This is a genomic window from Saccharibacillus sp. O23, from assembly GCF_002205895.1.
Taxonomy (GTDB): Bacteria; Bacillota; Bacilli; order Paenibacillales; family Paenibacillaceae; genus Saccharibacillus.
In genome coordinates this window covers 99935-113238 of the sequence record NZ_NJDE01000003.1, presented here as the reverse complement: position 1 = coordinate 113238, position 13304 = coordinate 99935, and the positions used below count along the sequence as shown (strand labels likewise).

The following is a 13304-nucleotide window of genomic DNA, read 5'->3' as shown; positions in this document are numbered from 1 at the left end:
GACGCCTTAAACGAATCTGAAGCCGGACCATCTATTACGAGTTTAGACAAGGAGGATATTCATGACATTTCCGACGCATATCGTATCCGCAGGAGGCATCGTCGAAGACGGGCAGGGCAATATTCTGCTGGTCAAAGCGCATGACGACGGCTGGGTCTATCCCGGCGGAATCACCGAAGTCGGGGAGAATCTGATCGTACCTTGTCAACACCAAAGGTAAGGTTACGCTCCCCTGAATCGCACCAAAAGCGTGTGCGTTTCAGGAAAACGTAAACCTCTGATTAAGAGTTGAAAGGGTAATAGACGGCGTGATTCGCGAAGTCAAAGAAGAGAGCGGGATCGACGTGGTCGTCAATCAGATGGTGAACGTGATCTCCAATACGGGGCTGCATAAATGGTACGACGGCGTCACCGACGTGCCGACCAAAGTCATGTTCGACTTCGCCTGCACGGCCGTAGGCGGAGAGCTGACCGTTTCCGAAGAAACCAGCGCATGCAAGTGGGTGCCTAAGGAAGAAGTGCTGGATTGGATCACGCTGCCCGCGATCCGGCTCCGTTATCAGTCTTATCTGGACTATGCCGGCGCGGTGAATTTTATCGAATACGTCACCGAGACGAACTTTACGTGCAGCGTCAAAGCGCAGCGAACGCTTTGAGCGGGTTTGCAAGATCGGAAATGCGCACGCTTCAAAAGGGGATTCGAAGGCGCCGCCTTACCGCGCTGCCGATCAACGCCCCAGCGAATTTCCGACCGTCTTTTAACTCAAAAAAACGGTTATGTATACATACTTTTGTAGCGCCTAACGCTTTTTTTCTATAGAATAGCGGGTAGAATAGGTTAATCATTATCCAGAGGCAGGAAGAAGGCCGGAGACTCCCGAGGGAGGTCCGGCCCTGCTGCTGTTACAGAGGAGGGGTTTCGCCATCGCAGAGCCATATATCATTCGTTTCGATTCCGTGACGAAAACGTACGAAGACGGCCTGACCGTCTTGAAGAAGATCGACTTCGAGATCGAGCGCGGCAAGTTCTATACGCTGCTCGGTCCTTCGGGCTGCGGCAAAACGACCATCCTGCGCATGATCGCGGGATTCATGGAGCCGACGAACGGCTCTATTTATCTGGACGGGCGGGTCATCAACAAAGTGCCGCCGGAGAAACGCCAAGTCAACACCGTTTTTCAGGATTACGCGCTGTTTCCTCATCTGAACGTGTTCGAGAACGTGGCGTTCGGACTGCGGATCAAGAAGCTGAAAAAAGACGTCGTCGCCTCCAAAGTAACGGAAGCGCTGAAGATGGTCAATCTGGAAGGTTACGAGAACCGCGGCATCAACGAGATGTCCGGCGGCCAGCGCCAGCGCGTCGCGATCGCCCGGGCGATCGTGAACGAACCGGAAGTGCTGCTGCTCGACGAACCGCTGTCCGCGCTCGACCTGAAGCTGCGCACCGAGATGCAGTACGTGCTGCGCGAACTTCAGCAGCGTCTCGGCATCACGTTCATCTTCGTCACGCACGATCAGGAAGAAGCGCTGGCGATGTCGGACTACATCTTCGTCATGAATCAAGGCCGGATCGAGCAGAGCGGCACGCCGAACGATATCTACGACGAGCCGATCAACCGTTTCGTGGCCGATTTTATCGGCGAATCGAACATCGTGCCGGGCGTGATGATCGAAGATTATCGGGTCGAGTTCAACGGTAAACGGTTCGAATGCGTCGACGCAGGCCTCCGCGCCAACGAACCGATCGAGATCGTGATCCGTCCGGAAGATCTGGAGATCACGACGCAGGAAGCCGGCAAACTCAAAGTCCGCGTCGATACCCAATTGTTCCGCGGCGTCCATTACGAGATCAGCTGCTACGACGAATCCGGGCAGGAGTGGCTGGTCCATTCGACCAAGCGGGCCGACGTCGGCGCGCAGATCGGGCTGACCTTCGATCCGGAAGCGATCCACGTCATGCGCTTCGGAGAAACGGAAGAAGAATTCGATCGGCGGCTCGAAGCTTACGAGGAAGACGAAGAAGAGGCCGAGGTCGGTGCCCATGAACGGTAAGAGCAGCGGAACCACGCGGTCGCTCGCCTACATCCCGTACTATCTGTGGGTCGTGCTGTTCGTGATCGCGCCTGTCGTGCTGGTCGTCTACTATTCGCTGTTCGACGTGGAAGGACGTTTTACGTTTTCCAACTATGCGGATTTCTTCACCCCGGTGTATCTGAAAATGACGCTGAGTTCGTTCTGGTACGCATTCTTGATTACGTTGTTCTCGCTGCTGATCGCGTATCCGGCCGCTTATCTGCTCACGCGAACCAAACACAAGCAGCTTTGGCTGCTGCTGATCATCCTGCCGACATGGATCAATCTGCTGCTCAAAACGTACGCGTTCATGGGTATCTTCGGCACGTACGGTCCGATCAACGCGCTGCTGGAGACGGTCGGGATCGGAGAGAAGCAGCTCTTGTTCACCAGCGGAAGCTTCGTATTCGTATCGATCTATATTTTCGTGCCGTTCATGATCATGCCGATCTATAACGCCATCGAAGAGTTGAACCTGTCGCTCACCGACGCGGCGCGCGATCTGGGCGCATCGAGTTGGACGACGTTCCGCCGGGTCATTTTTCCGCTGACGCTCTCGGGGGTGAAGTCCGGCTGCATCTCGGTGTTCATCCCGGCGCTGTCGCTGTTCATGATCACGCGATTGATCGCCGGCAACAAAGTCATCACGCTCGGCACGGCGATCGAGCAGCATTTCCTCGTCACGCAGGACTGGGGCATGGGTTCGACCGTCGCCGTCTTCCTGATCGTGGCGATGGCCGTGATCATGTTCGTGACCGGCGGTAGTAAGAAAGGGGTGCGGAGATGAAGAAAAAGAACGGAATCTCCAACCTGTATCTGGTGCTGGTCTTCGCCGTACTGTACGCGCCGATCCTGTATCTGATGTATTACTCGTTCAACAGCGGCGGAGCGATGCACGATTTCGAGAGCTTCACGCTGGATTATTACAAAGAAGTGTTCGCCGACACGCGGCTGATCATCATCGTGATCAATACGCTGGTGATCGCGCTGCTGTCGTCGACGATCGCGACGATCATCGCCGTATTCGGTTCGCTGGCGATTCATAACATGCGGCGCGCGCGAGTCAAAAATACGCTGCTGTCGCTCAATAACGTATTGATCGTCAGCCCGGACGTCATCATCGGCGCTTCGTTCCTGATCCTGTTCACGCTCGTCGGAATCAAGCTGGGCTTCGCGTCCGTCTTGATCTCGCACGTCGCGTTCAGCATTCCGATCGCCGTCCTGATGATCCTGCCGCGGCTGGAAGAGATGAGCCCGACGCTGATCGACGCGGCCCGCGACCTCGGGGCCAGCCGCCGCGACGTGCTGACGAAGGTCATCCTGCCGTTCATCCGTCCGGGCATCTTCAGCGGATTCTTCATGGCGCTGACGTATTCGCTGGACGACTTCGCGGTCACGTTCTTCGTGACGGGCAGCGGCTATTCGACGCTCGCCGTCGAGATCTATTCGCGGGCGCGGCAGGGCGTATCGCTGTCGATCAACGCTTTGTCCACGCTGATCTTCTTGTTCACGATCTTCCTCGTCGTCGCTTATTACATCTCGACGCGACGCAGCGAGAAGCGCCGGAGCGGCGAAGCCGCCGCCAGAATGGGGGTGCCGAGATGAAGTCGATGACGCGCACGCTGGTGCTGATTCTGGTCGTCGCTTTCGCGCTCATGTTCGTCGCGGCGCGGCTGAATTCCAGTCAAGGTTACTCCAGCGGCAATACGCTGACCATCTATAACTGGGGCGATTATATCGACCCCGAACTGCTGACCCGTTTCCAACAAGAAACGGGGATCACGGTCATCTATCAGACGTTCGATTCGAACGAAGCGATGCTGACGAAGATCGAGCAGGGCGGCACCACGTTCGACGTGGCCGTGCCTTCCGATTACGCGATCGAGAAGATGCGGGAAGAGAAGCTGCTGATTCCGCTCGATCACGGCAAGATTCCGAACATGAAATACATCGATCCCAAGTTCCTGAATTTGTCGTTCGACCCGGACAACGAATATTCGATGCCGTATTTCTGGGGAACGCTCGGCGTGGTCTATAACCCGAAGCTGACCGATCTCAAGTTCGAGAGCTGGGAAGACTTGTGGGACCCGTCGCTGCGCAACGACATCCTGTTGACCGACGGCGCGCGCGAAGTAATCGGGACGGGACTCGTGAGTCAAGGGTACTCGCTCAACGACACGAACGAAGAGCATCTTCAGCAGGCGCTGAACCATCTGATGAAGCTGTCCCCGAACGTCAAAGCGATCGTCGGCGACGAGATCAAGCTGCTGCTCGCCAACGGCGAAGCGGCGGCCGGACTGGTGTTCTCGGGCGACGCGTCGGAGATCATGAGCGAGAACGAGGATCTGGATTACGTGGTACCGAAAGAAGGGTCCAACCTGTATTTCGACAACATGGTCGTGCCGAAGACCGCGCAGAACGTCGACGGCGCGATGAAATTCATCAATTTCATGCTCGATCCGGAAGTCAACGCGCAGAATACCGAATACGTCGGCTACTCGACGCCGAACGACGCCGCGCTGGCGCTGCTGCCGGAAGATGTCTCGGGCGACGAACGGTTCTATCCGCCGGACGAGTTGACCGAGCGTCTGGAAGTATACGAGAATCTGGGCAAAAAGATGCTGGTGCGTTATAACGAACTGTTCCTGCAATTCAAAATGAACGGGTCTTAAACGGCCGGTTGCCGGGTGTACGCCAAAACCGCTTTTTCGCCCTTGAGCGAAAAAGCGGTTTTTTGCTGCGGAAAGCTTCGGACGGATCGCATCGGTCAACCGCTCGCCGCCGATCGCTTCGGACCGAAGAACGGACCGCGCCGGCTTGCCTGCTGCTTTTCGGCAGCTTCGCCCGCATCAAAAAAGCCCCTCTGGAAAAAAACGGTCTTCGTCTGGCTATCGAGGCCCGACCTGCTTATAATAGGGGTTAGTATATCGACAGCCGCAGGTTCGAAACCCGTAGAGGCTCTACATAAATCCGAATCACCGAAAGGGCAGAGGCCATGATCAACGGACAATACGCAGGCAACGAGGCGAAAAGCGAAAACCGACGTTACGGAATGGAAGAATCTCCGTCTTCAAGACGGCAAGCTTCGGCATCCGATCGACCCAAACCGCACGCGAGCCGCTATATGCCGGGCTTGGACGGGCTGCGCGCGCTGGCCGTGCTCGCCGTGATTGCCTACCATCTTCATACCGAATGGGCGCCGGGCGGGCTGCTGGGCGTCACCATGTTTTTCGTGCTGTCGGGTTATCTGATCACGGATATCCTGCTCGCCCAATGGGACCGCACCGGGCGGTTCGACATGAAAGATTTCTGGATCAGGCGCGCCAAGCGGCTGCTCCCGGCGATGCTGACCGTCGTGCTGTTCGCCGTATTATGGTCGATCTTGTTCGATCACAGCCGGCTTCCGGCCATGCTCGGCGACGTTCCGGCCGCTCTGCTGTATTACAGCAATTGGTGGTCGATCTTCCATCAGGTGTCTTACTTCCAGAGCTTCGGGCCGCTCTCGCCGCTCGGTCATCTCTGGTCGCTGGCCGTCGAAGAACAGTTCTATATCTTCTGGCCGATTCTGCTCGGCATCGGCCTGATCTTGGCGCGGAAGAACCGGGGCAAGCTCGCGCTGGTTCTAGCGGGACTCGCTTTGGCGTCGGCGCTGGCGATGGCGATCATGTACCGGCCGGGCGAAGATCCGAGCCGGGTCTATTACGGCACCGATACGCGGCTGTTCTCGCTGCTGATCGGGGCGGCGCTGGCCGTGGTCTGGCCGAGCCGCAAGCTTAAGACGAATATTTCGAAGTCGGCGACGAAGACGCTCGACGTCACGGCGACGATCTGCTTGATCGTCATCGCGATCCTGATCTTCAAGTCGAACGACTACGGCACGTTCTTGTACCGCGGCGGCATGGTGCTGCTGTCGCTGGCGACGACCATTCTGGTCGCGGCGTTGGCCCATCCGGCCTGCCGATTGGGCCGGGTGCTCGGCGCGAAGCCGCTGCGCTGGATCGGCGCAAGGTCGTACGGGCTCTATCTCTGGCATTATCCCGTCATCGTCTTGACGACGCCGCTCGTGAACACCGGCGGGCCGAACATGACCCGCATTCTGCTTCAGCTTCTCGCCAGCTTCGCGCTTGCGGCGCTGTCGTACCGCTATATCGAACAGCCGGTGCGCACCGGCAAGTTCGGCGAATGGTGGCGCCGCGTCATGCGCGCCCCGGAAGTCGGCCGAAAGCGCAGATGGATCGCGCTGGGTTCTTCGGTCGCGTTGGTTCTGGTATTGGGCCTTGCCATGAAAGGCTTCGCCCCGCCGGCCGAAGCGCAGACGCCTTACGCCGGCACGGATGTACCGGCAGCCGGAAGCGGCGAGACGAACGCTGCCGGCACGCCGGCGGCAGGAGCGGCCGCTCCCGCGCAAGGCACGCAAGGCGGCGCGTCGACAGCCGTCGGTTCGGCCGACGCGCCGCTGCCGGCCGGTACCGGTATCGGGATGACGGCGATCGGCGACTCCGTGATGCTCGATATCGAGCCGTATCTGACGGCCGAACTTCCGGGAATCAAGGTCGACGGCCTGGTCGGCCGTCAGATGTCGCAGGCTCCGGCATTGGTCGATCAGTTGGCCGCGCAAGGACAGATCGGAACGACGATCGTCGTTCAACTGGGCACGAACGGTTCGTTCACCGACGAACAGCTGAACGAACTGCTGACGAAGCTGTCCGCGGCCAAACGGATCATCTTGGTCAATACGCGGGTGCCGCGTCCGTGGCAAAGCGTGGTCAACGACGCGTTGTCGCGGGCGACGAGCCGAGACGGCCGGGTCGAAGTGCTGGACTGGTATTCGGCCAGCGCCGGACACGACGATTATTTCGCTCGCGACGGCGTGCATCTGATGCCGGCCGGCGCGCGCGCTTATACGCAGCTTCTGGTGGAAGCTCTGAAGAAAGACTGAATATCCGGGCGATAGCAGGCTCCTGCGCGATCGGACTTGAACGCCCGAAGCCGCAGCGCGCGCAAACCGAAAGCCCCTTGTCCCGCTCGGCGCGGGACAAGGGGCTTTCGGCTTACAGCGGGCGAGCCGGGAGGAGAAACGGCAGAATCGGGAACGCTGCCGGATCGAGAGCCTCCCCGGACATCGCCGGAGGATCGAGCGTCCGCGTTCGCTTGAACGCGGCGGCGGACGGCTTGTACAATGGAGGGCGAAAGACGATCGGATTCGCTTAAATTTTCGCTTTCTGTCTGCGTCCGAACGGTATAAACAGCAGCGCGCCGAGAGCGATCAGCACGAAAGCGAGCAGCGGCTGTTCCATGAACGTGCGCGTCGTCAGCGCTTCGATCGAGAAGACGGCGAAGAACAACAGCGACAATACGGTCAGAATGTTGATCGGAATCAGCAGCCAGCGGTTGCGTCCGCCGAAGCAGTAGAATTCGAAGAGGCCGACCGCGGGCGCCAAGATGAAGCCCGGCCACATCACGTCCCAACTGTCGAACAGCATGGCGATCTGGCAGACGATGGCGACGGTGACCAGCACGCCGCCGGGAATCAGCAGGCCGGGCGCGCGCCCGCGGGTCATCGAGAAGAACATCCAATGGAAGAACAAACCGAGCGGAAGAATGAATAACGACGCCCAGAAGTAGGCGAAGATCATTCCCGAATTCATGCCGGTTCCTTGACCCAGCAGCAGATAAGCGCCGAGCAGGATCAGCAGCGGACCCAAGATTGCTTTTTTGGACACGATCATCAACTCCTTAATCAGATAGTTATGTAAGCAGGACAGACGGGCGAATCGGCAGGATCGAGACCCGGTAACGAACAAGATAAGCTCTATTACGCTTACCGCTTAAGATGTTAGATGGAATGCGGTCAACTCACTACGTTCACTATACGCGCGAATCGCGGTCCGTGCCTCATGCAGCGGATTGAAAAAGGATCGGTCCCGAGACCGATTTACAGTCAAAAAAAGCACGGGAGGGCCGGCGATGATTTCATTTTTGTTGACGCTTAAACGCTTGGTCGGAGGGATCTTCCGATCTTTCCGTTCGAAAAATTTTCAAGCGCTGTTTGTTCTGACGCTGTTGTTCCTGCTGTCGGGCACGATCTTCTACGTGCGCGAGGAAGGTCTGTCGATCGTCGATGCTTTGTATTTTTGCGTCATGACGTTAAGCACCGTAGGCCATCCCGATTTCGTCCCGGCCACGAATTTGGGCAAAATGTTTACCATAGCCTACGTGCTGTCGGGAACCGGCATTTTTATCGGACTGATTCTGCATATCGCGTACGCGATCTTCAAAGAGCGGCGGCGCGAAGAAAAAATCGAAGAGGGTGGGGAAGCATGAATATTTTGATCTCCGGTTTCGAACCGTTCGGCGAATCGCCGATCAATCCGACGGAAGAATTGATGGAGCAGATCGCGCGGGAGTCGTTCGGCCAAGAAGGAATAAGCGTGCATACGATCCTGCTGCCGGTCCGTTACGACGACGGCGCGCGGAAGCTGCTGGACGAAGTTCGGCGCTTGCGGCCCGACGCGGTCATCGCCTGCGGGTTGGCCGCCGGGCGAACGGCGATCACGCCGGAGCGGGTCGCGATCAACGTCAAAGACACCGAGAGCTACGCCGATAACGGCGGCCGCGCTCCCCGGGACGAACCGATCCGAGAAGGCGGACCCGACGGCTTGTTCGCGACGCTGCCGATTCGGCGCATCGTCGAAGCGCTTCGCGGCGCCGATATCCCGGCCGCCGTATCGAATACGGCGGGAACTTACATCTGCAACAATACGATGTACGCGCTGCTGGACGAATTGAACGGACAAGAATTCGACGCGTTGGCGGGATTCGTCCATTTTCCCGCTTCCACCCGATTGGCGGCGCAGAAATCGTCGTGGCCTTCGCTGCCGCAGGAGACGCTGCTGGAAGCGCTGCGGATCATCGTGCGGACGACCGCCGAAGCCGTTCGCGAGAAGGCCGCGGCCTCAGATTGAAGCAGGCCGTTCTGGCCTGCATATAATTAAGGGAATACTGCGTATTTCCTGCCGATCGAAGGCCGAGAACACGCGAATATACAAAAATGCTAAATAACTTGCTTTATCTGGTTTTTACGGATGAAGCGAGTTTTTTTGGTATCATCTGTTACAAAAAGTTGGGAAGAGGGTAAGATATGCAGGATAACAACGTCTCTCCCTTCTCTTGATTTTCTCGACCCGGACGGAGACAACGGCGTTTGCGCCAAGCCGAACCAACGGCAAGGACGTCGGCAAACATACAGATTGACGGAATTTATGCTTTACAAGGATTGTACCGTGCAAGCGATATTCGGCTGAACGCTTCTTAATCTTTCAACCGGGAAAGGCGGATGCTTCCATGAGCAGCATACAAGGAAGAGCAAGTTCTGTATCTTCGATCGGCGGATTGACGGCATTGAATTCTTCTTACACGCCAAGCCGCAACGGCAAAGCTCCGCTCGAACAACGAAAAATGAGCCTTGAAGCGGAGCTGTCGCGCGTTCTGCAGCTTCCGGCATCGGTAGCCGATCGCGACCAGCGCGCTTTGCGCATTCGACGGCACATCGCTTTGCTGGAACGGCATATCGCTTTGATCGATGCCGCCAACGGCGAACGCGCGGAGTTTACCGTGCAAGGGCGGGCGGACCGCGACGCCGACTCGCAGCGGGAGGAGCAGCCGAAGTTCGTGCTGCCGGAAGAAGAATCGGCAGAAGCGCCCGCTGCCGAGACGGTTCAACAGGCGGCGGCGCGCAAGTCGCCGCCGGCGAACGAGGCTTACGCCCGTCCGGCGCTGAACCCGCTGGACTTCCCGGGATCGCTGTATTCGCCTCCGGCAGCGCCGGGCGCGGTGCAGCCGTGGGAGACTCGGCCCGAGCCGACCCGCGCGGCGAAGCTCGGCCGCAATTTCGACGTCAGCGTTTGAGGGCGGTAGAGAACGCAAGCAAGCTCCCGATGATCGGCCTAAGCCGGCGACCGGGAGCTTTTTTCTGCTTACGGACGCTTTCAACAAACTTTCAGCTCTCCTTCAGCTGGTCTTCATACAGGCGCGTTACAATGGCGAAGCGACAGGTAATCGGCTCGAACGAGCCGGATTCCGATCCCTATTCAGCAAGCAGGAGGCGGCTTAGGTCCGTCTCGTTCGGTTCGGCGGCTTCGACCGCCTCGGATTCGTCGAACCGAACCGCGCCGCGCGCGGCGGACGAGAAGACTCTCCTGCGAAAAAGGGCTTCGGGTTCGGCCGGCGACGTCGGAAGCTTGCTCGACATCCGGGCGTAAACGGCCCGACAGCGCGCCGTCCGTTCGACGAAGCCGTCGTGTTTCGGATTGCGCGACTTCCGCTCTCGAACGGCACGCGCCGCGGACCGCCGAATCTCGGCAAGGATTCCGGCAGGTTCGCCCGATCTCCTCCGTCGGCGGCATGATCCCCTGTCTGCCGCCGATGCTTTTCATCGTTCCGACGGTTCGTTTCGAATCATCCCGGCAAAAATCCGGACGCCCCTCCGTGCGTTCCGGATTTTTGCTTTTTTTGCGTTTTCGGCAACTTTTCTTCGACTCGCGGGGTCAGTTTGAATAGAAGAGAAGGAGGGACGGCATGGCGCACGACAGGGAGGATAGCCTCTCCATGACCGCCGACGATCTCAGGTCCATCATGGAACGCTACGGGGAGGACGTATGGAATTATCTTTACGTGATGACCCGCAAGCATGATTTGGCCGACGATCTGGCGCAGGAGACGTTTATCCGGGCGAACCGGTATCTCGGTTCTTATCGCGGGGAAGCGTCGATGAAGACTTGGCTGCTGCGCATCGCGCGCAATCGTTGGTATTCGTATCGCCGGTTGGCCTTCGTTCGCAAAGTGACGCTGCCCGGCCGGCTTCCGGAGCCGCATACGGGAGAGTCGGCGGAAGAAGAATTTCTGCGCCGGGAATCGACGGGCGAAGTGTGGCGGGTCGTCATGCGGCTGCCGCTGAAATATCGGGAGATCTTGATGCTTCGGGCACATTACGAACTGTCGATGGAAGAGCTGGCTCATGCGCTGGGCATTTCGGTCTCGGCGGCGAAAACGAGATTGCGGCGGGCGCGCAAACAAGCGTCCGAACTATGGGAAAAGGAGCGGGGAGACGCATGACGAACCAAACGCCGGATTGGGAAAAAGAATTGAAACGCAAACCGTTCCGCCGCAGCTCGTTTACGCCGCAGATGATGCGCCGGGTCGAAGAAGAGGCGGCAAAGCGGCAGCCGAGCCGCGTAGTTTCGGCGGCGCGCCTGACCGGAGCCGCCGTGCTGGGAGTCGCGCTGGTCGTCGGAGGAACGGCGCTCGAACGCAGCGGAGTCTTGGATGGGCTGCGGCAGCAGCAAACGGCGCAGTCGGTCTCCGAGCCGACCGACGAGAACGGACAAGCGGCGCGAAGCGCGGGGCAGCAGTTGGCGGTGGCGCTTCAAGACGGAGCGGAAGGGGCAGTGGCGAACGTGCCGTTGGTCTTCGCCTATGCCGGGACGCAGTTCGACGAAGAAAAACCGGGCGGTTCGCACGAAAGCAAAGCTTTCGAACCCGATACGACGGGCGATCCGCGCCGGGTGGAAGAAGCGGTGAAGGCGACTTCGTTTGCCGTAACGGAGACGGAAGCTTCGACGGTGCAGGCTCTGATGATTGTCCGGAAAGACGATCAAGAACGTTATCTGACGCTGATTCCGGCAGGTTGGACCGGACAAGTCGCGGCTGCCGGCTTGTCCGGTTCGGTGGCCGTAGAGCTGGAGAACCCGCAGAATCCCAAAGAACGCATGCTTTACGACGAGCATTCGAGCAAGGATTCGCCGACGATCTGGACGGCGCTGGCGACGTACTTCCCGGCGCGGAAGCAAGAAGCGGAGCAGCACGATATTCGGGCCGAGACGCGCAGCGGGCAGCAGCTTCGTCTTCTGTACACGAGCGAGTCGGGCGGTTCCGGATTCTCGCGTTACGAATGGACCAGCCAAGGCAGAGGCGCGGTAGCGGTCGGCGCGGTCTGCTATTCGCGGGACGAGCAAGGCACTTACGTGATCCGGCAGGCGGAGTTGTCGCTGGAAGGCACGTCGAACGCAGCGGCGGCAGATGTCGTGCTGCGTTTCTTCGAAGCGAGCGACGGGGTATTGGCGCTCGGCATCGACGATTGAGGAGACAGGCCCGGGAAAGGGTTTGCAACCGCTTCCCTTTTTGCGTACATTAGAGCGGAGAGCCAACAAACCACGAGGAGGAACAGCATGAATTACAGACAGCTTGGCGGTACGGATCTGCGGATCAGCGAGGTCAGCTTCGGAACTTGGGCGATCGGCGGGGATTGGGGGAATTCGAGCGACGAAGAAGCGCTTCGGGGTCTTGGCCGCGCGATGGAAGCCGGCGTCAATTTCTTCGATACGGCGGACGTGTACGGCGGCGGACATGCGGAGAAGCTGCTCGCCGAAGCGACGCGAGGGCGCGAAGACGAGATCCATATCGCGACCAAGTTCTGCCGGGCGGGCGATATTCACGATCCGGCGACGTATTCGGAAGAATCGGTCCGGCGCTATTGCGAAGACAGCTTGAAGCGGCTCGGCCGCGAACGTATCGACCTGTATCAGATTCACTGCCCGCCGACCGAAATCTTGCAAGGCGGAGCGGTCTTCGGCGTGTTGGATAAATTGAAAGCCGAAGGCAAGATCCGTCATTACGGCGTCAGCGTGGAGACGGTGGAGCAGGGGCTGCTCTGTCTGGACGTGCCGGGCGTCGACGCGCTTCAGATCATCTTCAATCTGCTGCGGCAGTCGGCGACCGAACGGCTGCTGCCGGAAGCCGCAGCGAAAGGCAAAGGCATCTTGGTGCGCCTTCCTCTGGCAAGCGGCCTGTTGACGGGCAAATTCACGAAAGGAAGCACGTTCGCCGCGAACGATCACCGAAACTTCAACGCCAACGGCGAGCAGTTCAACGTGGGCGAGACTTTTGCCGGACTGCCGTTCGACAAAGGCGTCGAGCTTGCGGACGAACTGAGTTGGATCGCCGAAGGACGGGAAGACATGGCCCGCGCTTCGATGCGCTGGATTCTGGATCAACCCGGCGTCAGCACGATCATTCCGGGCTTCAAGAACGTGCGTCAGATCGAAGACAATCTGGGCGCGGCGCAGGTTCCGAGCTTCTCGTCCGAAGAGAACCGGCGGTTGGCGGAATTCTACCGCGAACGCGTCGTTCCCCATGTCCGCGGCGAGATCTGATCGCGACCGAAACGTCGTGCC

14 protein-coding genes are annotated in these 13304 nt (G+C 58.9%); 13 read left to right on the top strand and 1 reads right to left on the bottom strand.

The annotated features are described in order from the left end of the window. Nucleotides 1–61: 61 nt before the first annotated feature. The 7 genes from CDO73_RS26415 (at nt 62) to CDO73_RS04540 (ending at nt 7012) form a co-directional block, all read left to right on the top strand. Nucleotides 62–220: an NUDIX hydrolase gene (locus tag CDO73_RS26415; protein ID WP_306437507.1), complete on the top strand. Its 159-nt coding sequence runs from the start codon at nt 62–64 to the stop codon at nt 218–220. Between the two features lie 88 nt (nt 221–308). Beyond that, complete coding sequence (locus CDO73_RS04570; RefSeq protein WP_256972562.1) at nt 309–656, top strand: NUDIX hydrolase; 348 nt, start codon at nt 309–311, stop codon at nt 654–656. A gap of 268 nt (nt 657–924) precedes the next feature. Further along, complete coding sequence (locus tag CDO73_RS04565; RefSeq protein WP_088487324.1) at nt 925–2052, top strand: ABC transporter ATP-binding protein; 1128 nt, start codon at nt 925–927, stop codon at nt 2050–2052. Further along, on the top strand, nt 2042–2860 hold the full coding sequence (locus CDO73_RS04560) for an ABC transporter permease (RefSeq protein ID WP_088487323.1): 819 nt from the start codon (nt 2042–2044) through the stop codon (nt 2858–2860). Before CDO73_RS04565 ends, CDO73_RS04560 begins: the two co-directional genes overlap by 11 nt. Next, on the top strand, nt 2857–3678 hold the full coding sequence (locus CDO73_RS04555) for an ABC transporter permease (RefSeq protein ID WP_088487322.1): 822 nt from the start codon (nt 2857–2859) through the stop codon (nt 3676–3678). Before CDO73_RS04560 ends, CDO73_RS04555 begins: the two co-directional genes overlap by 4 nt. After that, the gene (locus tag CDO73_RS04550) at nt 3675–4745 is read left to right on the top strand and encodes an ABC transporter substrate-binding protein (protein ID WP_088487321.1); all 1071 of its coding nucleotides are present in this window, start codon (nt 3675–3677) and stop codon (nt 4743–4745) included. Before CDO73_RS04555 ends, CDO73_RS04550 begins: the two co-directional genes overlap by 4 nt. 323 nt (nt 4746–5068) lie before the next feature. Continuing rightward, nucleotides 5069–7012, top strand: coding sequence for an acyltransferase family protein (locus tag CDO73_RS04540; RefSeq protein WP_088487319.1), 1944 nt, complete (start codon nt 5069–5071; stop codon nt 7010–7012). Between the two features lie 268 nt (nt 7013–7280). Here the strand turns inward: CDO73_RS04540 and CDO73_RS04535 are convergent, their stop codons facing one another. Next, nucleotides 7281–7796, bottom strand: a complete 516-nt coding sequence (locus tag CDO73_RS04535) for a hypothetical protein (protein ID WP_088487670.1) — start codon at nt 7794–7796, stop codon at nt 7281–7283. Between the two features lie 244 nt (nt 7797–8040). Between CDO73_RS04535 and CDO73_RS04530 the strand changes: the two genes are divergently transcribed. The 6 genes from CDO73_RS04530 (at nt 8041) to CDO73_RS04505 (ending at nt 13283) form a co-directional block, all read left to right on the top strand. After that, nucleotides 8041–8397 carry a potassium channel family protein gene (locus tag CDO73_RS04530; RefSeq protein WP_088487318.1) on the top strand — a complete coding sequence of 119 codons (357 nt, stop codon included), beginning with the start codon at nt 8041–8043 and terminating at the stop codon, nt 8395–8397. Next, nucleotides 8394–9038: a pyroglutamyl-peptidase I gene (locus CDO73_RS04525; RefSeq protein WP_088487317.1), complete on the top strand. Its 645-nt coding sequence runs from the start codon at nt 8394–8396 to the stop codon at nt 9036–9038. Before CDO73_RS04530 ends, CDO73_RS04525 begins: the two co-directional genes overlap by 4 nt. A gap of 379 nt (nt 9039–9417) precedes the next feature. Beyond that, nucleotides 9418–9981, top strand: coding sequence for a hypothetical protein (locus CDO73_RS04520; RefSeq protein WP_088487316.1), 564 nt, complete (start codon nt 9418–9420; stop codon nt 9979–9981). Between the two features lie 669 nt (nt 9982–10650). After that, entirely contained in the window at nt 10651–11187 is a 537-nt protein-coding gene (locus CDO73_RS04515) for an RNA polymerase sigma factor (protein WP_088487315.1), read from the top strand. Next, a complete protein-coding gene (locus CDO73_RS04510) occupies nt 11184–12212 on the top strand; it encodes a DUF4850 domain-containing protein (RefSeq protein WP_179218568.1) in 1029 nt (342 codons plus the stop codon). The genes CDO73_RS04515 and CDO73_RS04510 overlap by 4 nt, the downstream gene beginning before the upstream one ends. An 87-nt stretch (nt 12213–12299) precedes the next feature. Next, nucleotides 12300–13283 (top strand): aldo/keto reductase, encoded by a 984-nt coding sequence (locus CDO73_RS04505; RefSeq protein WP_088487313.1) that lies wholly within the window; start codon nt 12300–12302, stop codon nt 13281–13283. Nucleotides 13284–13304 lie beyond the last annotated feature (21 nt).